We start from the raw sequence: 23,269 nt of genomic DNA on the forward strand, positions 1-23,269 counted from the left end.
ATCCTGAATGATGATTTCACCTTATTTCCATCAGCGTTGGAGCAGTGAAAAATATACCGCAGTCGGCTCTCACCGTGGTTCCCTCTTTTCTCGCTGCGCCCAAACAAGACCAAACACCGCCGCCAAAGCTGCGCCCTGGCAAATAAAATGCAAACGAAACTATCGCCAGCTTTTAGCTGCTGCTCATGTTAATACCTTCATAAACGAATGACGCGTCAGAGAAATAATCTTCTCTGACGCGTCATTCGTTAAGAGGGTGAGGTATGGATTTGTATTCGAGCAAAAACGGAAATGCAATAGTTATGATGGAGCAGCGTGTGAACATAACGTACTCCGAAAGGTGAAAACTACATATTTTCAGTCATATCTAAGTACTAGAGGGCAGCTAAAAATTGAACAATGAATACCAATGTGGTTAATGCTATTGGATAGGTCGTAGCATAGGCCGACGCGACATCGTCCGTCCCTGCCGTCTGGATCAAAACGGCAAGAGAGGGAGTACACGTCATGCTGGCGGCAATAGAACCCAGTCCATTGAGTAATGGCAGCTTTAAAATCTTTCTAAAAACCAAGAATCCGACGAGCAGCGGGAGCGCTACCATGGCAAAGCCGTAGACCCATAACATGAAACCGTGCGCTACCAATATTTTCATCAGGCCTTTACCGCCTTCGACGCCGGCGCCTGAAAAGAAAAACATCAGGCCGATTTCCTTTGCCGGGCCATAAATTCGCGGATCGGGTCTCAGGTCAAATTTGCCGATATGGCCAATATGTCCGATGAGCAGTCCCACGATGAGTGAGCCGCCCGTCGCACCCAGAGCGAATTTTCCTCCGCCAGGAAGCGAAATAGAAAAAGCTCCCAGAAGAATTCCTAAAACAACTGCAATTGAAAAGGAAAGAAAGCCCCATGTATCCAGTTTTTCATATACTTTTCCTTTTTTGGCGTCCGGGTTTTCCGGCAGGGCAATGAGGCTTCGTTCCTTTTCCATATCTGCATGAACAAGCTTCGGAACCAGCTGAATGAACAAGACTTTACAGACGACGCCTACGGGGTAAGTCACGCCATATCCGGCAGCCACATTTTGGATTGCCTCAGCACTGGCGGATACCGCTTCTTTAGCGGCGGCAAATCCCGGAGACGTCGTAAATGCTCCGGTCATGATCCCGATAGCCAAAGAGGCGCTCAGACCGCTGCCTTTGATGACCAGTGCGCAGACGGCAGCCCCGGTCAGGACGATGGTCAGACAAAGCACGACATATGCTTTGCCGTTCATCTTCAGGCGCTGTACAAACGTAGGTCCCGCGCTAAGGCCGATAGACGTAATAAATAAGGTCAGGCCCGCCATCTGCAGGACGGCCGGCGTATGGGCACCGAAGTGCCCGAACAATAAACCGGATAGGAAAATCGCAGCGGTGCCCAGCCCGATTCCTTTTATGCGGATCCTGCCGATGAAGTATCCAACTACAATAATGGAAAATACGACGAAAAGATCCACTGCTGTACTTTTTAGCGCAAAACTCATCATAATTTCATCGTGCCCGTATCCAGGAAACGCTGATGCCAGGATAATGCCTGTGTCAAATCATGAGGTGTATGCTGTCCTTTGGACACCTTTTTCGCGTGTTCAAAATACGCTCTCAGCATCGGCTTATAGTCAGGATGAGCACAATTTTCAATAATCAATTCAGCCCGTTCCTGCGGTGTTTTCCATCTCAGATCGGCGATGCCCTGTTCGGTGACAATCACCTGAACATCATGCTCGGTATGATCCACGTGAGAAACCATGGGCACGATACAGGAAATCAGGCCGCCCTTCGCGATGGATTCGGTAGCAAAGATACTCACGCGGGCATTTCTGGTGAAATCTCCACTGCCGCCTATCCCGTTCATAATCTGTGAGCCCATGATGTGAGTCGAATTGACGTTGCCGTAGATATCCACTTCAATGGGCGTATTGATGGCAATCACGCCAAGGCGGCGGATGACTTCGGGAGAATTGGAGATTTCCTGAGGACGCAGGATAATCTTGTCCTTAAAATCATCGATATGGCGGTAAAAATGTTCCCGGGTTTCTGCCTTGAGGGAAACAGCACTGGCAGACACGCAGTCGAAAACGCCCTGTTCGATAAGCGGCAGCGCCGCATCCTGCATCACTTCCGTATACATGGTAAGGCCGCGGAAACCGCTGGTCGTCAGGCAGCTCAGGATGGCATTTCCCACCGACCCGACACCGGACTGGATGGGGCCTAAGTTCTCCGGCAGGCGGCCGGCCTCAATTTCATGTTTCAGGAAACTTACTACATTTTCCCCGATTCGCCTGGAAACAGGTGTCACTGCCTTGAACTTTGCCGGCTGGTCCTGTACGTCCGTTAATACGATGGCTTTTATTTTTTCAGACGGGCAGGCAATGTACGGGACACCGACACGGCTGTCTGTTTTAACAATGGGGATAGGCTTTGCATGAGGCGGAACCCCCACCTCAAAAATATCATGCATGCCGATAAATCCTTCCGGCAGCGTTTGGTTCACTTCCACAATGACTTTATCGGCTGCGCGTACCAGCGCATCCATGGAACCTACGGAGGCCGTAGGAATCAGGCCGTCTTTCGTAATCGCGGTACATTCGACGACGGCGACATCGATTTTGGGTCCGACTCCCTGGTTCACCAGGAGAGGGAAGTGGGATATATGCATATCACTATACCCCACGGTTCCCTGATTGATTGCACTCCTCATATCCTTGTTGGACTGGTAGGAATAACGTCTCCTGACTAAACCTGCCCTTACCAGGACGCCGTCCAGATCATCGCCGACCGATGCGCCGATACAAATGGTCAAATCTTTTGCATGTCCACTTTTGGCTAATGCCTGGGGAATCGCCTTGGGATATCCGACAAGGGTGAATCCGCTCATACCCACTGTCATTCCGGACTGTATGATTTTCGCAGCCTCGTCGGCTGTCATAATTTTATTTTGCAGTACAGATACAACGCGTTCCATAAAGGTTCACCCCTTCTACAGCAAAGCTTTTGCAGCAGCAACCCCCGCTTCAAAGGCCTTAATATTGATTGGGTGTACTTTTTTCGGGAAACGATTCAGGACGGCTGCTTCCACAGAGTCCGGACCGGCAATCTCGGAAAGGACACTGATTGCGCCAAGTGCCACGACGTTCGCCGTAATCACCCTGCCGGTCTCATCCTTGGCAATCCTGGTCAGAGGAATTCTATATACGTGCTTTATGGATTCAGGCACCCGCTCAACAAGTCCGGAATCTACCAAAAGGATTCCATTTTCAGCATCCATATCGTCGGTATATTTGTCGCAAGCCTGCTGGGACATGGCAAGCACAAAATCCGGTCTGACGATAGCAGGATAGTTAATGGGCTTCGGGTCGGAAATCAATTCGCTCCGGCAGGCGCCGCCGCGAGCTTCGGGGCCGTATGATTTCAAAAGGATAATCTCTTTTCCTTCTTTAATGCCTGCAGCCTGCGCCAGTACATCGCCCATCAGCATCATGCCCTGTCCGCCGCTGCCGCCAAAACGCATTTCATAATGTCTGTCGGCCATAATTACACCCCCTGAGCTTTCCTGATGACTTCGTCATAAATCTGGGTATATTCTCTTCTGTTGTCATTATTGACGAACTCACCATAGATAACCTTATTTTTTAATTCTTCTTCCGACATATTCTTTGCTTTTGCCAAAGGAACGGCAATTTCGGGCCAGCGTTTCATCATAGCCACTGCATCCCCCAGTTTATTCAGTCTGCCGTAAAGGCTGGGGCAGTCGCTGATGGCATCAATCACAGAAAAGCCCTTGTGCTGGATACCCTTCAAAATCACATTCTTCAGCTGAACAGGCTGGTAGGTCATGCCGCGCGCCACATAAGTAGCACCGGCCCCGGCTGCCAGGTGACATACATCAAACGGCGGTTCGACACTGCCGTAAACAGAAGTCTTGGTCATAGACTGCAAAGGCGTCGTCGGAGAGTACTGCCCGCCCGTCATGCCATAGTTCAGGTTATTGACGACAACGACCGTCAGATCGATGTTCCGGCGGCAGCCCTGAATAAGGTGATTGCCCCCGATGGACGTGCAGTCTCCGTCACCGGAAATCACGACCACTGTCAATTCGGGATTGGCCATCTTGACGCCTGTTGCAAAAGGAATAGCCCGTCCATGAGTCGTATGCAGCCCGCAGGTGTTCAGGTAGTTAACGGCACGGCTGGAGCAGCCGATACCGGACACAATAACCACTTTATTTTGATCGATACCCGATTCATCAAGTGCACGGATAATCCCCTGCACGACAATACCGTTGCCACAGCCGGGACACCACATCGTGCGCAGCTTATCTGCCCTCAGATATTTGTCAAACACATGCTCCGTCATATCAGCCAACCTCCTTGATTGCCTCAAAAATTTTTTCAGCCCGGATAATCGTGCCGTCATTCTGAGTAATCGGAATGATTCTTTGATCCAGGTTTACATACTGCGCAGCAACTTCCGCCAATTGCCCTTCGTTCATCTCGCAGGTCATGACAGCTTTGGCATGAGCGCACACTTCTTCAAATCTCTTTCCGGGGAACGGCCACAGCGTGATAGGACGGAACAGTCCTGCTTTAATGCCCATGCTGCGTGCCTTGTCAATGGCACTCTTTACAGAGCGGGACACGAGGCCGACGGACAAGATAACGATATCAGCATCTTCCATACGATATTCTTCGTAAGCTTCAATATCAGCAACATGGTCATTGATCTTTCCCACCAGGTGTTTAATCGCTGCATTAATCGCTTTGTGATCACTGGTGATAGGAAAACCGGTATCATCGTGCACAAGGCCGCTGGCAAACCAACGGTATCCGTCACCAAAGCTGGCCATGGGATGAACCTCATTGGTACTGTTATCAAAAGGCTGATATTCCTCAGGCGGGCAGGTAGGTTTCGTGCGATTGATAACCGTCAGCTCGCTCGGATCCGGAATGCGAACTTTTTCACTCATATGCGCCAGTGTTGCGTCTGACAGCATAATGACGGGAGTACGGTACTTTTCTGCCAGATTAAAGGCCCGGACCGTTTGATAGTAAGTTTCAGCTACGGAACAGGGGGCCAGGGTAATAATCGGATGGTCACCATGGGTTCCCCAGCGCGCTTCCATGAAATCGCCCTGCGCCGGGACGGTAGCAACGCCCTGGCAAGGTCCCTGCCGCATCACATCAACGACAACACAAGGAACCTCTGCCATCATGCCGTAGGACAAATTTTCCTGCATCAAGGTGAAACCCGGGCCGCTCGTTGCCGTCATTGCTTTGGCACCGGCCGTCGAAGCACCGATGACGACAGCAATGGAACCAAGTTCATCCTCCATCTGCATAAACTTGCCGCCATGCTGAGGGAGCAGCTCGGAAGATAATTCAGCGATTTCTGTGGCAGGCGTAATCGGGTAGCCGGCAAAAAAACTCATTCCCGCAGCTAAAGCCCCTCTGACGCAAGCTTCGTTACCAGTCATAATTTTGTACTGTTCGCTCATTTTAGATCCCCTCCACTCTGATGGCGAAATCCGGACAACGTAATTCGCATAGTCTGCATAAAATGCAGGCATCCGGGTTAACGACTTTCGGTCTGCCGTACTCGTCTGCTTTCAGCACCTCTCTGGGACATGTTCCGTAGCAAAGGCCACAGGATTTGCAGTAATTTGGATTCAATTCAAAGTGAAGTCTCTTCTTAACCGCCATTTCGATCTCCCCTTTACTGAATGACTGTCTGTAGTATGAAAATAGGTTTCATGTCTGTAGCCTACCACTACACAGGCAATAACAATAGCATCGAAATGCGAACTGTTTTATCATGTAAAGTGATAAATGTGTAAAATATTCTGTCAATTTATTTACGGTTTATCTGATTACTTTACTTTTCCCCTCTTTTTTATTTCTGAATACTGTATACTTTCTTTTTTTGCGATACAACCAATCGGGAAGTTCTATAAACGGCAGCGGCGGTAAAAGCTGTGGCGCTTCGCGCGAAAAGAAAGCTGTGACGCTGTGGCCGCCAAAGGCGGCAAGAAAGAGGATAGGCGCTGTGAAAAAATAAAAAGCGCTTTTAGCTTTTTGGCATATGGCATATAGCCCAGTAAAGTGGATAGTGGCTAGTGGAGAGTGGTTAGCACTGTAGTGCTGACAGCTACTTTGGCGGATTCTTGAGATAGAATGCAGCGAGCAGCTAGTAGAAAATAAAGGCGCTTTTGGATTATGGTATTTAGCCTCGCTGCAGCAGTGTGGTGAAGGTTTTGATTCAAATAAATATGATGTAAAACCTGAAATTTAGCAGATAACCTAAATTTCAGGTTTTATTTTTTATAAGTTCAAAGAAAAATGCCTTGTCATTTTTCGTCCACAGGCGGAATGCGGGCTGCGGGCGGCGGAAAGCGTGAAAAAGGGCTGTGAAGAATGGGTTTTCATTCTCCACAGTCCCCTTTTTACCGATTGGAACCAGTATCTTTTGCCTCTTCATTAAGATGGCATTTGCTGAAACAGATAAATTTTCTGGCTGCAGCCGATAATGTCCGGTCTTTCATAATCACAAACGAACGGGTCGTATTGAGTTTATTTGCCACGGTCGGATCATCAGAGACCAGAGGACGACAGAAAGATTCTGCATCGTCCAGCGTTTCCTTCTCGCCCGCACAAATAATGGCAACGGCTTCCTTTTCCCTGCCCCACATCATTGCATTGCTGCGTGACGTTGAAATGCTCATGATGGTGGGATGGATATCGGCTCGTTCAAAGATAAACTGCAGCGTTCCCGAAAATCCGCGGGATATAGCAATAGGCACCTGCTCCAGCAGAGAAAGAGGCACTTCCTTTTCATAAGGCGAAATCCACGGGTTGTTGTACCCGCAGTAAGCACTCAGCCTTTCCCTGGCAGTGATGGCTTCTTCCAGGTCAACCGGCAGCAGATTCGCCGTGCGTATGACTCCTATTTCGATGACACCGGACCGCAGCAGTCCTACAATCTCATTGGAATTCATTTCATAAATTGCGAATCGGATGCGGGGGTGTTCCCTACGAAACTGCAAAAAAATCCGGGTCATAATCGTATCGGGGTACGCCTGCGTCATGCCCACGCGAACGGTACCCTGGATTCCTTCCTCGTACGCTTGGATCTCTTTGTGAGCCGCGTCCTCCAGAAGAATCATATGCTTTGCTTTTTCATATAGAATCTTCCCGGCTTCCGTTGGCTCCATATGTCTGGCGTTACGGATAAAAAGTTGGGAATGATATTCTTCTTCAAACTGTTTGACCTGACTGCTTAATGCAGACTGGGCTACATGAAGATAACGAGCCGTAGCAGACAAGGTACCACATTCGACGATTTTTACGAAGTTTCGATAAAAATCCAGATTCATCATGATCCCTCCTTTACTTATCCAAGTTTTCGTTTTTGTGAAGGAAGATGGCAGAAGAAGGGGATGTGAAAAACGTTTATTTTTTCACATTCCCTTCTCTGCAAACCGTCACCTTTTCCTGCTATAACGGTTTTACATCAATCCCTTGATTTTTGCAGGCAGAGCTGCTTATTGGTATCTATCCCGACATAGAAGCAAGTGACCTGCTGCACAAGAGGTATGAACAGCTCCGGGCGGATTCGCTTAATTCCAAGCTTTCGCAGTTTATATCCCGCCCTTTGCTGCCTCAGGAATTAAATACTTTTTCATCCAGCATATTCATAGATTTTGCAACGATAATCGTCCCGGCAAGGTCACCGCTGACGTTTGCCGTAGTATGCGGAATATCAATGATCGGCCAGATAGCAGCGAGAATAGGCACGAGTGTCAGCGGGAAGCCCAGCGTCTGAAGCAATACGGAGGACATCACAATACCGGCTCCTTTGACACCGGCAGCACCGATAGAAAGCACCAGGCCCAGGAACACAAACTGAACGCAGGAACCGAGCGTCACCGGCACATTAAACAGATTGGAAGCAAAAATGGAGATACAGCCGATACCCACTGCCATGCCGTTCATATTGCAGGTGTTGCCGAGCGGAAGGCAGAAGCCGTAGATTTTTTCCGGAACGCCAAGTTTATCATTGGCAATCTTAAGTTCCAGCGGAAGCGTAGCCGCAGAAGACGTGGTACTGGCTGCCACGACCATACAAGGCATGATGTTCTTCAGATATTTCATCATGCTCTGTTTTGCCAGGAAACGAACCATCAAAGGCTGCACAATGAAGATAATGACGAGGCAGGCAGCCCAGTCCGTGGCAATGAAGTTCAGGACCTGCGTCATCATTTCACCGCTGAGGCTCTTTACCATATCCGCAACCAGTGCCATGATGCCGATAGGAGAATACTTCATGACGTAGTCCGTCATCTTCAGCATGACACCGGCGGCCTTATCGATCATTTCGACTAAACCTTTGTACGGGTCCCCCAGGGCGAGCAGTACGATACCGGTGAAAATAGCGAAAATAATGATCTGCAGCGTATTGCCCTTTGCCAGAGATTCAAAGATATTCGTAGGAATCCATTGAATGGCATTGTCGACAAAGCTGTAAGAAACAGCCTTGGCCGCTTTACCGCTCGTCAGCAAATCAGTGACGCCCTGACCCGGCTGAGTAATCATGGCAAAGCCCATACCCAGCGCTGCGGCAAAAGCAGACGTCACAATATAAAAAGCTACAATCCGCACACCCACACGGCGGAGCTGTTTAATATCTCCCATTTTGCACACGCCGCTTATCAGCGTAAAGAGAACCAGCGGTGCAATCAGCATCTTTAAGAGCCGAAGGAAAATATCCCCGAAGGGTTTGATATAAGGTACGGCTGCCGGCAGGAATTTTCCGATCAGGCCGCCTACAATAATTGCAATGACAATTTGTTTCCAAAGGGCCATCTTAAAGAATTTACCCATCAAAATCACTCTCCTCAAATATGGTTTGCCGTTAATTTATTTTGCTCAGCCGCGATGCTGCGGCGATTTTCAGGAACCGGTCAATATCTGCAAAACGATGACAATACAGCGGCAAGTTCCGTTACTAACGCGTCCTTTTGCATCAAAAAAATAAGCTGCTCACTTTCATGAAGACTTTTTACTCAGCAGCCTTAAAGCACGTAAATTCTACAGAATTTTCAAAAAATAACTATCATTTTTTCTGAAGGCCTTTATCTGCTTCGCGAATTCAACTTTCTTCGAATACGCTGTCCCATGAGATCCAATATGGCATTTTTATACAATAAACAATAAAATTCTGCCTGAACTTTTAGTAACAGAAAAAATGAACTTTGATTATGATTGCAGGGCCCATCAAGCTATAATCACATTTTTCTGATTTTTATTCGTCTTTTCCTTTACATCATAAATAATATCATTTCAAGAATGGCCGTTCTAATACCATTTCCAGTAACTTAATATACGGAATCACCTATAGTTACCCATCATTTTTCGCGATAGATGCTTTCGCATTCATGATTTCAGAAATACGGTTAAAATAAGTCAGTTTGCTGCCTTTATAATTTTTATCGGTTTCAATTCGAATACTTTTATAGTTCTACTTCCGAGAAAAAAAGAGCTGCCGCACACTAATGCAGCAGCTCTTCGAACCGATTTGCAGTATAGACAATTCTCGTACCACGATGACTCCCCGGAACCGAATTATGGTTCTAAGGGAAATAAATTTTGTATGATTTTTTACCCAGATAAGATAAGACCCGTATGTTCCTTTACATTTTTCCTTCGCAGATTCGATCAATCAGGGAAAAATCAACGTTGCCTCCGGAGAGGAAGAAGACGACTTTGTCCTCTTTCTTGAAACGAAGTTTCCCCTGTAGCACAGCTCCCAGCGTCATGCAGGAGCTCGGTTCGGCTACAATCTTTCCCTTGAGTACCAATGTTTTTACAGCTTCGGCGATATATTTTTCCTCTACCGGAATCACCTGGTCCACTTTTTCCTGAACAATAGGGAATGTCTTATCTCCCGGTTTAGCACTTGTGGTTCCGTCAGCAATCGTATTTCCTGATTTAATTTCCGTAGGTTTCCCGGCAGCAAGACTGACCGTGTACCGGCTGCACTGCGCCGGCTCGCATCCATAAACCTTGATTTCCGGTTTTACGCTCTTCACAGCAAAAGCGACGCCGCTGATCAGCCCGCCTCCGCCAATCGGAACGACGACAGCATCGGCTTCCGGCAGCTGCTTCATGATTTCCAGTCCGGCCGTACCCTGCCCGGCCATGACATCATAATCATCAAAAGGATGGATGAAGCAGGCTTTCTTTTCCTCCGCAATTTGTCTGGCGATGATAAAGCGCTGCGATTTTTCGCACAGCACCATCTTGGCGCCCAATGCTTGTACTGCTTCCTTCTTCACGTCCGGAGCCCCTTCCGGCATGACAACCGTTACGGGAACGCCGAGTAATTTCCCGGCGAAAGCAACGCCGCGGCCATGATTTCCGCTGGAAGCCGTGACAATCCCATTTTTCAGCGTTCCCGGAGACAACTGCAGTGCCTTATTGAGAGCGCCGCGAATTTTAAACGCGTTGATTCGCTGCATATTTTCTGCTTTCACATATACCTGGCACCCAGCTATCTCATCGAGATTCTGCAGTCTGATGAGCGGGGTTTCGTACACATACGGACGAATCCTTTCCTGTGCTTCCTTGATTGCTTCCAGTGACAGCATACAAACACACCTCCATTTTTCAGGAACCTGAATATACAAGAGAGGGAAAGAGCCTTTTGGTACTCTTTCCCTTCCCCATTCAAAGCCAAATCTCCATTTTTCTCAGTATGATATTTTCCCTATTATTTTTTGATTTTTACAATCAGTTCCACTTCGCAGGGAGCATCGTTGGGCAGATTGGCGCAGCCTACAGCGCTCCTTGCATGAGCACCTTTTTCCCCAAACACTTTATAAAGCAGTTCGGAGGCCCCATCAATGACTTTGGACTGCTGATTGAACTCCGGTGCGGAATTTACGAAGCCCGTCATTTTAACGATTTGTTCTACGTTATCCAGGCTGCCCGCATACTTTTTAATCAGAGCGAGACAGCTCAGACAGCACCGTTCGGCACATGCCTTACCTTGTTCAAGAGTAATTTCCTTACCAAGTTTACCCCGCATGATCAGTTTGCCGTCTTTTTTCGGCGTTTGACCTGCCGTAAAAAGCAGGTCACCTGCTACCACACAAGGAGTATAAATAGCTCCGGGCGGATTAGGCGGGGGCAGTTCGATTCCAAGTTCATGCAGTTTATCTTCTATCATTTCTTCTCCTTAAGAATTAAACAGTTCTTCATCCAGCATATCCATAGATTTTGCAACTACAATCGTTCCGGCCAAGTCGCCGCTGACGTTTGCCGTGGTATGAGGAATATCAATAATCGGCCAGATAGCAGCGAGAATAGGCACGAGTGTCAGAGGGTACCCCAGAGTCTGAAGCAGTACGGAAGACATCACGATACCGGCACCTTTCACACCGGCAGCACCGATGGAAAGCACCAGACCCAGGAACACGAACTGGACACAGGAGCCGAGCGTAATCGGCACATTAAACAGGTTGGAAGCAAAAATTGAAATGCAGCCGATAGCTACAGCCATGCCGTTCATATTGCAGGTATTGCCAAGCGGAAGGCAGAAACCATAAATCTTTTCAGGTACACCCAGCTTGTCATGAGCAATTTTGAGTTCCAGCGGAAGCGTAGCCGCGGAAGAGGTCGTGCTGGCTGCCACGACCATACAGGGCATGATGTTCTTCAGATATTTCATCATGCTCTGTTTTGCCAGGAGACGAACCAGCAGAGGCTGCACGATAAAGATAATGACGAGGCAGGCAGCCCAGTCGGTAGCAATAAAGTTCAGCACTTGTGCCATCATCTTGCCGCTGAGGCTGTTCACCATATCTGCAACCAGTGCCAGAATACCGATGGGAGAATACTTCATGACGTAATCCGTCATCTTCAGCATGACGCCTGCTGCCTTATCGATGAGTTCCACAAAGCCCTTGTATGGTTCTCCCAAAGCCAGCAGCACTACGCCGCTGAAAATTGCGAAGACGATGATCTGGAGCGTATTGCCTTTAGCCAGAGATTCAAAGATGTTCGTAGGAATCCATTGAATGGCATTATCAATGAAACTGTAAGAAACAGCTTTAGCTGCTTTGCCGGTCGTCAGCAGATCCGTAACACCCTGACCGGGCTGGGTAATCATAGCAAAGCCCATACCCAGCGCCGCAGCAAAAGTAGAGGTCAGCACATAGAAGGCTACAATCCGCACACCCACACGGCGAAGCTGATGAATATCGCCCATTTTGCAGACGCCGCTCGTCAACGTGAAGAGAACCAGCGGGGCAATCAGCATCTTTAACAGCCGGAGGAAAATGTCCCCAAAAGGTTTGAGGACAGGAACAGCCGCCGGGAAGAATTTCCCGATGAGTCCACCCAGGATAATGGCAATAACAATTTGTTTCCATAGGGCCATCTTAAAAAATTTTCCCATTCAAACCACACTCCTTTACCTTACTGTGCCCTGACGTTAATTTATTTTTTCTCCGCCGCAATATCTGCGGTAATTTTCAGGAACTGATCAATATCCGCAAAACTGTGGCAATGCAGCGGTGATACACGAATGCAGCCCGTGAGGCCCAGGGACTCCACAATCCGTTTGGAGTACAGACTGGTATTGATTCTTTCAAAAACGGTCACACCGCGGCGATAATATTCTTCCCGCAGAGCGGTATAGTCCCACTCTTTGATGCCGATAGCGGCAATCAAATCGCGGTCTACCGTATCCGGTGTATCGGTGTAGACTTCAACGCCCGGAATATGTCTGAGACCCTTGACGCTTTCGCTTCCTTCCAGCATATGGTGCAGCAGCGACAGTTCCTGTTTATGGATAGCCGATATACCTGCATCATACTGAGTCTTTCTGTCTTTGGAATCCGTGTATTGAGTACCAATCCACGCCACATAATCAACGACAGCACTCATAGCAGCATAATTAGGATGCGGGAACGTCCCCAGTTCCCATTCTTTTTCCGGTTTGGCAATCAGCTTATCGTGCGGCATCCTGGCAACCCGGTCAGATACGTAGCCGTACCCGCAGCCGCGAATACCGAATGCTTTGTAAGGAGCAAAATTCATACCGTCAAGCCCATACTCAGACACGTGAAGAACGGCATGCGGCATGTGCTGCACCGCGTCAGAGATAATGTAGACATCCGGGTTGATAGTACGGGCACGCCTTACGATTTCCTTAATATCAATAATGCTGCCGGTGATATTGGAAGCGCTCATAACGCTGATCAGTGCCGTATCTTTATCTACATGGCGGATGACCTCATCCACATCAACATTACCCGTCTTGGGATTGGCTTTCGCTACTCGTACTTCACGCCCGGTGCGTCCGGCATAAACGGCAACAGCGTCGTAAGCAGAAGGGTGTTCAATGGAAGAAACAACGACGTTGCTGCCCTTCGCATTTTCCAAAATGACCCGCACAATACGGAACATGACCTGCGAAGCAGTAAGTTCCGTCACGAGGGCACCCTGTCCTTCCTTCGCGCCAAAGATAATCTGCATAATATCATGAATACCTTTTTCCTTGACAGCCCTTAAATGCATAGAGATATCATGATATCTTTCCGGGCAGTCCGGAATCATTTCGTATTTTGCCTTGGCTTCCACGGCTGCCTTTAAGCGCAGCGACCCTCCAGAATTTTCAAAAAACAGTCTCTTTCTTCCTTTTGGATCTTCATCCACATAGTAGAACTTACTTTTGATTTCCTTAATGAAATCATCGCTGAAATAACTTTGCTCCATGTACCGCACCTCCTGTGATTTGACCTGCCATTGGAATATGATAAGCAATAACTTTCTGCCAATACGTCCGTGGCAGAAAAAAATTAAACTTAATAATTGTTATAATAGTTTACAATTCTATAATTTCTCGCTTTATAATTTTTCGTTCGGTTTTATCCTTTATATAATAAATGATATCATTTAACAATCTCTTCTTCTAATACCTTTTTCAGTATCTTAGTATATAAAATTTCCTATAGTTATTTTTCATTTATTCGGCATAGGTACTTTGATTTTTCAATTTTATAAATTCAGGTAAAAATAACTTAATATATTATTCCAGTAGATTTATTTCGAACATTATTTAATATTTTATTTTTATAATTCGATGTTTTATGTTTTAATTTTATGACCTGTCTCCATTTTCAGTACTATTTTTCAAGGAACAAAAAAGGAGCTGCCGCATGAAAATGCAGCAGCTCTTTAAAACAATGTTTTTACTTTCTATACCGTTCCATGACCTGCAGCACGCGGTCAATGGCATTGATGGCTTTATCATGATCCTGTGAGAAATTCACGCGGAAATTCCGTGTAAATTGAGGTCCGAATTCGGTACCCGGTGTAATGGCCACACCAGTCAGTTTCCGTACGATTTTCGCGAAATCGCTGATGCTGACATCCAGTTCCGGCAGCTGCGGGAAGATGTAGCTGCCGCCTTCGGTCGTTCTGACGCGGCACCCTTCATGGGAGCGGACGAGCGCCACCAAGTCGTCGCGGATGCGCTGATGTTCGGCCACGCGCTTTGCCATAAAGCCTTCCGGTTCATTGAACCAGCATTTCAGCACGTACTGGGAATAGCCCGGAGCCCGCAGCGTAACGATAGCCTGCAGTTTTTCCATACGGTCGATGATCCATTTCGTCCCGAAGGCCGTGCCCAGACGGAAGCCGCTGAGAGATTCGGTCTTGGATGGTCCCATGATGGTCAGCATATTTTCCGGACGGTTCTTCAGGGCACGCAGGTGCGTATACGGATGATTATCGAAAATCTGACGGGAATAAAGCTGATCCACGAGAAGCGTGACATTGTACTTCTTGGCCAGTGCCGCAATGCCTTCAATTTCTTCTGCCGAATAAATAACGCCCGTCGGGTTATTCGGATTGGAAAAGAGGAACAGCTTGACGCCATTCTTAAAGGATTCTTCCAGGGCATCCAGGTTCACACCGGCACAAGTATTCTGGCTCAGATAATCCAGCTTGACCGGGACGAGTTCACCTTCAAAGAATTCCACCAGTTTGCGGTTATCAAAATAGTCCGGTTCGACAATGGCGACTTTATCCCCGCGGCCTACAAGGCAGCCCAGTGCCAGGAACAATGCGCCCTGCGTACCCGGTGTAATAATGATTTCGCGGTCCGGGTCAATGGGTGCGCCCGTAAAAGCAGCGAGCTTGGCAGCCACGTCATCGCGTTCTCCCTTACCGCCGCGATATTCCGTGTAGGCAACGCAGCCGCCCTTTTTAAACCCTTCTATGAAAAGGTCCAGAGATCCCGGCGTAGGGATATGGGCATCCACGTCACCGTGAGAGAAGTTCACAGCCGGCCCCGGCAGCGGATCCCCGCGAAGATCCAGAGGAACTTCTTTCTGCAGGACTTCCTGTCCCGGTGCGTTGTCAATGCCCAGACGTTTGAATTTTTCTGTTAAGATGTCCATATGAATGCCTCCTGAAATTCTGGTATTAAGATATTCTGACTTTTCTGATTTAAGCGTATCATATTTCGGCTTGTTTTCCCAATTTATTTAACTGACTCTTAGCATACGAAAAAACTTATAATTATATTTCTTGTGAATCCGCATAAATACAGTATAATTAAAATATAACAAGCGACATTTTTACATAAGTTCAGAATGGAGAATGACAATGCAGAGAGCCATGGAGTATATTCTTAAAATATATCAGAAGAAAAGCTTTTCAAAGGCAGCAGCGGAACTCTTTATCACTCAGCCCGCCCTGAGTGCTATTGTAAAAAAAGAGGAGCAGGCCTACGGCGTTACTTTCTTTAACCGGAGCGTCAAACCGATTGTGCCGACAGAAGCCGGTATGAAATATATCGAAGCGGCGCTGAAAATCGAAAAGATTGAACGCGCCCTGCGTCACAGTCTGCGGGACTTCAGCAATACACTGACCATCGGCAGTTCTGCTTTCTTTTGTTCCAACGTGCTGCCAGCCCTGGTTCAGCAGTTTCAAAAAGAAGCTCTTAATCAATGCAAAATCCAGGTGCTCGAGGGCAGTGCGGTCGAACTGGTAACACTGCTCCATGAAGGAAACGCGGATTTTCTGCTCAGTGTTGACCACGGCTACGGAAAAGAATTCAAGCACGAATTTATGAAAAAGGAGAATATCGTACTGGCTGTCCCCAAATCAATGGCAGCAGATGACGCAATTGCGGAGAAAGCCTTACCCGTAACCGCGGACGGTGACGACTACGCCAACGCTCAGAGCATCAGCCTTGCCGCCTTCAACCATGAGCCTTTCATCCTGCTTTCCAAGGGCAATGATCTCTACTCCCGGGCTCACAAGATGCTCCGCAAAGCGGGAGCACATCCATCCCGGATTATCTACATGGATCAGATGCAGTCTGCTTTTCTGGCTGCCAATACAGGGACAGGCATTGCCTTTATCCGTCAGGATATGATGCAGATTTTTGAACAGTCTCCTCACCTGCTCTTTTTTAAAATCGATGATGCGCTGGCCCAGCGTGACGTCAATCTCTTTTACCGCCGCACCAAGACGCTGAGCCCGGCGGCACAGGAGTTTTTGGAGTTTTGTAAGAATTACTTTTAAAAGAGCTTTTGGCATATGGCATTTGGCTTTTGGCCGTGTTTTCGAAGGAGTGGTTAGTGGCTAGTGGAAAGTGGATAGTACACCCGTGCGGGCATCTGCCTTGTAAAATGTACCCCGAAGTGTGGACAGGGCAAAACTAGAAAACCCCGGATTTTAGACAACTGTTTTACTGGAAACCCTCCTTTTTGGACAGTTCAATAACTTTTTATGGAATTTTCATTGACTAATTTGATAGTATTGTCATGAAAGGAGACCTGTCCAATGAAACGTAAGTACTTCACCGAAGAGGAAATCGAACTGCTAAGGAAAAATCCTTATACTTTCCAAGTTAACAGCAGACAAATCTTCTTCACTGCTGCATTCAAGAAGGCTTTCATGCAGCTGTACAATTCCGGGAGATCCGCTGTCGAGGCCGTCCGCGAGCTCGGATATGATCCTGCCATCCTTGGGAATGGCCGCATTAACAGCATTAGGAAAAATACAATCTCTCAGCTGACAACTACCGGAAATCTTCATGAAGGGCCTCATAATCTCAATAAAGAGACATCCTCTTTGAAATTGCCCGCTGGATCTTCCTCAGACGAAATTGCTCGTCTGAAACAGGAAGTTGCTTTTCTTCGAGCAGAGATTGAGTTCATAAAAAAAAGTCTGTCACTTGCCAGAAAAAGAAAGTGAGAGCTTTTCTTATGGGATTTCCTTTATTCCAATATGAACTCATTGAAGCTACTCTACAGCAGCATAAGATAGATATGTCTGTCTCAGAATTATGCAGAGTAGCCGGTGTTTCCCGTTCAGGATACTATGCGTGGCTCAAAGCCGCTCCTGTGAGGGCTGAACGGGAAACACGTGATAAAGCCGATTTTGCACAGATTGTTAAAGCTTATTTCCAGGGCGCTCATGAGACCCGAAGAAAAGGTGTGGGCGCCAAGGAAATTCACATGGTGATGATTCACTGGGATCCTCCATTGATTATGAACCTCAAAAAGATTCACAGGCTGATGAACAAGTTCGGTCTTAGATGTTCCATCCGCAAAGCCAATCCTCACCGCAGAGCGATGAAAGCACTCAAAACAGGCAATTACGCGGACAATGAATTGGAACGACGATTCAAGGAATTCGGCCCTCGAATGGTTCTTTTAACCGATATTACTTACCTTTTCTATGGAAGATATGAACAGAACAAGGCCTATCTTTCCACAGTGAAAGATGCTTACACAAATGAAATTCTGGCCCACAGCGTCGGCAGAGGGATGGAAGTAGATACGGTTCTGGAGATGATTGATTACCTGATCCGGGATTATGGAGGTACTCTCCACAAGGAAACCATTCTTCACAGCGACCAGGGATCTCAGTACATTGCCATTAAATACATTGATTTATTGGAAGACATAGGGCTGCGCAGGTCGATGTCCAGAAGAGCTAACTGCTGGGACAATGCACCGCAGGAGAGTTTTTTCGGGCATATGAAAGATGAAGTAGATCTCACTGTCTGCCACACTTTTGAGGAACTCAAAGCTGCCATAGACGATTACATGGATTATTACAACAACAGGAGATACCAATGGAATTTAGCAAAATTAGCTCCATCTGAATACTACCAGTTCGTCACGACCGGTAAATATCCGCTCGCGATTCCAAATCCACCGGCTGTGCCAAAGATACTTAGATCACCAGAAGAATTGGTAGCCACCAAAAAGGAGAAACAAAAAACAGCCACCTTTTAAAAAAGCATGTTTGTGTACAATCTAGTGGAATTAGTACTGCGCTGTCCTTGACACGGGGGACAATTCATTGGCTGATTCTCATGGAGCAAGCTGTGGCGCTTCGCGCAAAAAGAAAGCTGTGACGCTGTGGCCGCCCGAAGGCGGCGAAAGAAAAAGCTATCCCTCCACTGCAAGTAGTTTCCCTCAACTTACTTTCCTCCCCCGCAAAGCGGGCCCCCTCCTTCCGAACGGACGGAGGTTGTAGAGGAATTCCAAGCCTGACGTTTTGGCTTAATTAAGGCGGCGTGAAAGAAGATTTCGCGTAGCCAAACCTCCTGACGTCGGTTTGCCAAAGCAAATAATAAAAACAGCTGCGGTATTTTTTAGGGACCTTCTTCGACGTCGCTGTGCGACATTGAAGAAGGGGGCCCGCTTGCGGGGGATGATGACCATCTTATTATTTTTTCAGTATATTTTTAGTTTTTCTCTGGATGTAAAAGTACTAATGGATATTCCAGCAGCTACATTGCCCTCTTGGTCGCGTGCTTTTCGCGACTAAGAGGGAGGGACCACAGGGGGCTGTCGCATTTTGCGACGGCCCCTTTTGTATCAAAAACAAGGTAAAAGCAAGGCGCGGCCTCATTGAATGAGACCGCGCCTTGGTGTAGAATTTAAATATGCCAAAAAACAAACCTACACAAAAGGATTATACAAAAATTGGCAGTTCTTATCAACTTTTTCTTCCTCTAAATTTTGAAGTACAAATCCCTAATGACGATCCTGTTCGCTTGGTGCGTGCCATGGTAGAAGGGATGGATGTAAAGGCATTGTATGACACGTATTCTCATGTCGAGAATAAATTAACGTCACCAATTCAGCTGCTGGAGATCGTCATTTATGCATGTATGGAAGGAATTCGTGGTTCGCGTAAGATAGAGCAATCCTGTAAAAGAGACACTCATTTCATGTTCCTCTTAGATGGGAAAAAAGCTCCGGATAATGCAACCATTGCAAGATTTTGTTCCCTCCATCTAAAACCATGTATCAAGGAGCTCATGATTCAGATGGATAAATGGCTGCTGGCTCGCGGTTTCATCACGCTGGATAGCCTGTTCATCGATGGGACAAAAATTGAATCTGTGGCAAACAAATACAAATTTGTTTGGAAAAACAGAGTCTTAGGCAGCCAGAACAAACTCATAGAGAAACTGGAGCAACTGGTTCCCGAAATCGAGGAACGTTTCGGAATCAAGGTCTGTTACGGAAACACTTTCCACATCCGTCATTTAAAGAAGCTCCTAAAAAAACTGCTTGTCATAAAGCGGGCTGAAGGGATCGAGTTTGTTCACGGATGTGGGAAAAGAAAGACCATTCTACAGAAGTACTATGAGATTTTAGCTAACTATCTCAAACGGCTTAAGGTGTATACGAAGCAGCTTCACATCTGTGGGGAACGGAACAGCTTTGCCAAAACAGACCCGGATGCTACCTTTATGAGGATGAAAGAAGACGCCATGCTTAATGGCGCCTTAAAGCCGGGATACAATGTCCAATATGCCAACAATTCCGGTTTTACCTTGTTTGCAGATGTGAGTGCACATCCAACAGATATGCGGACACTCATTCCTTTTCTTGAAGGATTTGAAGCCCACTTCGGTCAGAAATTTGCAAACATTGTAGCCGATGCAGGCTATGAAAGCGAAGAGAACTTGGTCTGGCTGAAGAAGAATCAGTATACTTCATATATCAAGCCTAACAATTATGAAAGAAGCAAGAGGAAAAAGTATAAGAACGACATCGGCAAAGCAGAAAACATGACATATTTGCCTGATCAAGACATGTATATCTGTAAAGGTAGGAGACTGCTGAAAGTCAGTAAAGTAACCCAGGTAAAGAACCGGTCAGGATATGTGTCAGAGAAAACATATTACGAATGTAAGGACTGCAGCGGTTGTCCCTACAAGGAACAGTGCATCCATGGGAACAATTGCAGGACACCCATGGAGAAAAGAAACAAGAAATTAGTGGTCTCGAAGAATTTTGCTGCATTGAGGGCAGAATCCCTGAAGAACATTACTTCCGAATATGGTAAGGAACTGAGGATGAACCGCAGTATACAGGCAGAAGGAGCCTTTGCGGATCTCAAGGATTCATTAAACGTCAGAAGACTAGAAACCCGAGGCAAAGGAAATGCCCTGGTAACAGTGGGAATATGTGCCATGGCACGGAATGTCCTGAAGGTCCATCACAAAGTTCAAGACGGCAAAGAGGATTTGCACTTATATCCGCTGAAAAAAGAGGCCTAAAAGATACAAAAAGAGCGCACGAAAAAAAGCAACTTAGAGTTGCTTAATTTCGTGCGCCCTTTTTTCATCTCAAAACATATTCAACTAAAAAGTAAGGCAATTTGGGGTCTTTAGCAAGTTATTTCAGGGATTAAAAATCGGTCACTTGCGACAGCCCCGTCCGTGGTGGGTATTCAGTCGGAACGCAGGAATTGGTAAGATCTCGGATCGTCCTCATTCAATTGAGTCAAATCTTTGATTTGACCACCTTCAGGAGTGCTGCTGTTTTAAGCCTTTTTAATTCACCCTTACCTGTTATCTAACTGAATATCCACCGCGGTCGTGTGCGCGATTACGGAGCAATCGACGCCCGATAATATATAAAACCGCGGCCTTCGGCCGAATAGGAAGCTCACGCAGCTCCTTCTCGTCGCTGCTTCTGAGAAACTTCGCGGCGTGGGGAGCCGCTCGCTCAATGAAATATCTCCAGATTCACGCAGATATGTCCGTTCTCTCTAGGAGACAAGGCGCCGGTTTACCGGGCGTAAGCCCAGTCCTTGTCGACAACGAGAGAACGGCATAGATGAGTGAAGATGGGATGTTGAATGAGTCAGTGGCTCCCCTCACTCCCACTTCGCTACGCTTGTGGATCGTTGGCGCTCAGTTCCGTTCCCCCTTTCTTCCTCGCTGCGCTCGAAGAAGGCACGGATATAGTCGCCAATGCTCCGCATTGCCTGAATGAAATAAAAAAGGCTGTCGCAAAAAAGCGGCAGTCTTTTTTCATGCTTTAAAAGCATAATTGCTGATTGAAAACAAGTATTTGCGGGAATGCCCGGACAATTTTATGATGATTACAAAGAAAAGATTTACAGAAATAATTTTACGAAAACACTCATAATTCGTGCAAAAGGAGGAATTATTATGTCCGTTGGTTTTACTGAAATGATGCTCATTGTGCTGTTTGTGACGATTGTCTTCGGTGCAAAACGGATTCCCGAACTGGCACGCTCCCTGGGACGTGCCCAATATGAATTCAACAAGGCAAAGGCGGAAGCGTCTGAAACCAAGCAGGAAATCATGGACGCTGTGACGGATACAACGCAGGAAACGGCAAAAAAATGAACGGGTCTGAAGGATCATTCCTTGATCATCTGGAAGCCCTCCGCCGCACGCTCTTATCCTGCTTTGCGGCGCTTCTGGTGCTTTATCCTGCCGCCTACTTGCTGACGCCGCATCTCATATCGGCCCTGATTCACCATGCCTTCGGTTCCGGTACGCAGATGCTGCACTATTTCGGTCCCATGGATATGTTCCGGATCAAGCTGGAAACAGCGCTGATTCTTGATCTGATGCTGAGTTTTCCCTGGATGCTGTGGCAGGGCTGGAAATTTCTGATGCCTGCACTGTATGCCAATGAGCGCCGCATCCTGGCAGGAGGAGTACTCACTTCCTCACTGCTCTTTGCCGGTGGTGCTGCTTTCAGCGCTATCTGCATCCTGCCGCTCGTCATGCAGTTTTCCTTTACCTTTGCTTCCGCCCAAGTTCAGCCCATGCTGGGGATTACCAATTTTCTGACCCTCGCGGGCTGGCTGATGCTGGCTTTCGGTGTCATGTTCCAGACGCCGCTGTGCGTACTGTTTGCAGTGTCTATTGGTTTTATCACTACGGAGCAGCTGCGTCATCTGAGACCATATGTCATGACGGTCATTCTGATTCTCGCCGCCATCCTGACACCGCCCGATGTCTTCAGCCAGCTCATGCTTGCCATTCCGACCTGGCTGCTCTATGAAGGCGCCCTCTGCGTAGCGGAACGCATTGAACGTGCGCAGGCAGTTCCTGCAGCCCTAAAGAAATCATGAGGAGGTTTATCATGGATCGCCGTGAATTTATCAAGCTTGCCGGCACCGGTATGATGGCGCTTTTCTTCAGCGGCTGTCATCCTTTCTCTGCCGCAGGCAGTCAGACTTCATCCAAACCGGGTACGCCCGCTTCGTCTTCAGGAGGTAAGAAAATGAAAATCGTCGTCATTACGAGCAGTCCTCACCCAAAAAATGAATCGACTTCGTGCTATCTGGCCGACCGCTTCACGGCCGGCGCCCAAAAGGCTGGTCATGAGGTCTTTACCTTCGATGCAGCCAATTCCGAGACCCACCCCTGCCGCGGCTGTGACCGCTGCGGAATGGATGGTCCCTGCATTTTTAACGATGATATCGAAAAAACACTGATGCCCAAAATGCTGGAAGCGGATATGCTGGTGCTCGTGACACCGCTCTATTACTACACCGTGTCCGCTCAGCTCAAGACCATCATCGACCGCTTCTATTCCCGCACAGAAAGACTGCATCATAAAAAGTCCATGCTGATTGCTACGGCCTATAACAGCGCCGATTGGACCTTCAACGCCCTTTCCACCTACTATGATACGCTGGTCGGCTATATGGAATGGCAGGATATGGGAACGGTACTGGGCTACGGCTGCGGTTCACGTTCCCTCGTAGAAAAATCGAAATTCGGGGATGAAGCCTACAAGATTGGTGCTTCGCTGTAAAAGGCTGCTGCCGTTACATTATCTGCCTTTTCCCATTCATTATCATTTCATTTAATTTTGTTAAGGTAACCATGATAAAATAGTATTGTGTAGGAAACAAAA

The 23,269-nt window shown here is 47.4% G+C and carries 20 protein-coding genes; 7 read left to right on the plus strand and 13 right to left on the minus strand.

The window, feature by feature from the left end; all coding sequences use genetic code 11:
- Positions 1 to 374: 374 nt before the first annotated feature.
- The 13 genes from LKE33_01580 to LKE33_01640 form a co-directional block, all read right to left on the minus strand.
- On the minus strand, positions 375 to 1,526 hold the full coding sequence (locus LKE33_01580; protein ID MCH3949616.1) for a hypothetical protein: 1,152 nt from the start codon (positions 1,524 to 1,526) through the stop codon (positions 375 to 377).
- Positions 1,523 to 3,001, minus strand: coding sequence for a succinate CoA transferase (locus tag LKE33_01585; GenBank protein MCH3949617.1), 1,479 nt, complete (start codon positions 2,999 to 3,001; stop codon positions 1,523 to 1,525). Before LKE33_01585 ends, LKE33_01580 begins: the two co-directional genes overlap by 4 nt.
- A gap of 15 nt (positions 3,002 to 3,016) precedes the next feature.
- On the minus strand, positions 3,017 to 3,568 hold the full coding sequence (locus LKE33_01590) for a 2-oxoacid:acceptor oxidoreductase family protein (GenBank protein MCH3949618.1): 552 nt from the start codon (positions 3,566 to 3,568) through the stop codon (positions 3,017 to 3,019).
- 2 nt (positions 3,569 to 3,570) lie between these two features.
- Positions 3,571 to 4,392 carry a thiamine pyrophosphate-dependent enzyme gene (locus tag LKE33_01595; protein MCH3949619.1) on the minus strand — a complete coding sequence of 274 codons (822 nt, stop codon included), beginning with the start codon at positions 4,390 to 4,392 and terminating at the stop codon, positions 3,571 to 3,573.
- Between the two features lies 1 nt (position 4,393).
- Positions 4,394 to 5,530, minus strand: a complete 1,137-nt coding sequence (locus LKE33_01600; protein ID MCH3949620.1) for a 2-oxoacid:acceptor oxidoreductase subunit alpha — start codon at positions 5,528 to 5,530, stop codon at positions 4,394 to 4,396.
- A gap of 1 nt (position 5,531) precedes the next feature.
- Positions 5,532 to 5,735, minus strand: coding sequence for a ferredoxin family protein (locus LKE33_01605; protein MCH3949621.1), 204 nt, complete (start codon positions 5,733 to 5,735; stop codon positions 5,532 to 5,534).
- A gap of 740 nt (positions 5,736 to 6,475) precedes the next feature.
- The gene (locus LKE33_01610) at positions 6,476 to 7,408 is read right to left on the minus strand and encodes a LysR family transcriptional regulator (GenBank protein ID MCH3949622.1); all 933 of its coding nucleotides are present in this window, start codon (positions 7,406 to 7,408) and stop codon (positions 6,476 to 6,478) included.
- Between the two features lie 283 nt (positions 7,409 to 7,691).
- Positions 7,692 to 8,912, minus strand: coding sequence for a dicarboxylate/amino acid:cation symporter (locus LKE33_01615; protein ID MCH3949623.1), 1,221 nt, complete (start codon positions 8,910 to 8,912; stop codon positions 7,692 to 7,694).
- 809 nt (positions 8,913 to 9,721) lie between these two features.
- Positions 9,722 to 10,678 carry a threonine/serine dehydratase gene (locus tag LKE33_01620; protein MCH3949624.1) on the minus strand — a complete coding sequence of 319 codons (957 nt, stop codon included), beginning with the start codon at positions 10,676 to 10,678 and terminating at the stop codon, positions 9,722 to 9,724.
- A 122-nt stretch (positions 10,679 to 10,800) separates the two neighbouring features.
- Entirely contained in the window at positions 10,801 to 11,259 is a 459-nt protein-coding gene (locus LKE33_01625) for a RidA family protein (protein MCH3949625.1), read from the minus strand.
- 9 nt (positions 11,260 to 11,268) lie between these two features.
- Positions 11,269 to 12,489 carry a dicarboxylate/amino acid:cation symporter gene (locus tag LKE33_01630; GenBank protein ID MCH3949626.1) on the minus strand — a complete coding sequence of 407 codons (1,221 nt, stop codon included), beginning with the start codon at positions 12,487 to 12,489 and terminating at the stop codon, positions 11,269 to 11,271.
- A 41-nt stretch (positions 12,490 to 12,530) separates the two neighbouring features.
- Complete coding sequence (locus LKE33_01635) at positions 12,531 to 13,811, minus strand: aminotransferase class V-fold PLP-dependent enzyme (GenBank protein ID MCH3949627.1); 1,281 nt, start codon at positions 13,809 to 13,811, stop codon at positions 12,531 to 12,533.
- A gap of 476 nt (positions 13,812 to 14,287) precedes the next feature.
- The gene (locus tag LKE33_01640; protein MCH3949628.1) at positions 14,288 to 15,499 is read right to left on the minus strand and encodes a pyridoxal phosphate-dependent aminotransferase; all 1,212 of its coding nucleotides are present in this window, start codon (positions 15,497 to 15,499) and stop codon (positions 14,288 to 14,290) included.
- Positions 15,500 to 15,707: 208 nt separating this feature from the next.
- Here LKE33_01640 and LKE33_01645 point away from each other — a divergent pair, with 208 nt between their 5' ends.
- The 7 genes from LKE33_01645 to LKE33_01675 all read left to right on the plus strand — a co-directional run bounded on the left by LKE33_01645 (position 15,708) and on the right by LKE33_01675 (position 23,167).
- Positions 15,708 to 16,631: a LysR family transcriptional regulator gene (locus tag LKE33_01645; GenBank protein MCH3949629.1), complete on the plus strand. Its 924-nt coding sequence runs from the start codon at positions 15,708 to 15,710 to the stop codon at positions 16,629 to 16,631.
- A 261-nt stretch (positions 16,632 to 16,892) separates the two neighbouring features.
- Positions 16,893 to 17,306 carry a transposase gene (locus tag LKE33_01650; GenBank protein ID MCH3949630.1) on the plus strand — a complete coding sequence of 138 codons (414 nt, stop codon included), beginning with the start codon at positions 16,893 to 16,895 and terminating at the stop codon, positions 17,304 to 17,306.
- Positions 17,307 to 17,317: 11 nt separating this feature from the next.
- Positions 17,318 to 18,355, plus strand: coding sequence for an IS3 family transposase (locus LKE33_01655; GenBank protein MCH3949631.1), 1,038 nt, complete (start codon positions 17,318 to 17,320; stop codon positions 18,353 to 18,355).
- A 656-nt stretch (positions 18,356 to 19,011) separates the two neighbouring features.
- On the plus strand, positions 19,012 to 20,640 hold the full coding sequence (locus LKE33_01660) for an IS1182 family transposase (GenBank protein MCH3949632.1): 1,629 nt from the start codon (positions 19,012 to 19,014) through the stop codon (positions 20,638 to 20,640).
- Between the two features lie 900 nt (positions 20,641 to 21,540).
- Positions 21,541 to 21,741, plus strand: coding sequence for a twin-arginine translocase TatA/TatE family subunit (locus LKE33_01665; GenBank protein ID MCH3949633.1), 201 nt, complete (start codon positions 21,541 to 21,543; stop codon positions 21,739 to 21,741).
- Positions 21,738 to 22,478 (plus strand): twin-arginine translocase subunit TatC, encoded by a 741-nt coding sequence (tatC, locus tag LKE33_01670; protein MCH3949634.1) that lies wholly within the window; start codon positions 21,738 to 21,740, stop codon positions 22,476 to 22,478. Before LKE33_01665 ends, tatC begins: the two co-directional genes overlap by 4 nt.
- An 11-nt stretch (positions 22,479 to 22,489) precedes the next feature.
- Entirely contained in the window at positions 22,490 to 23,167 is a 678-nt protein-coding gene (locus LKE33_01675; GenBank protein ID MCH3949635.1) for a flavodoxin family protein, read from the plus strand.
- The last annotated feature ends 102 nt before the right edge of the window (positions 23,168 to 23,269 follow it).

Origin of the sequence: Acidaminococcus sp., assembly GCA_022482815.1 — a bacterium.
Lineage (GTDB): Bacteria > Bacillota > Negativicutes > Acidaminococcales > Acidaminococcaceae > Acidaminococcus.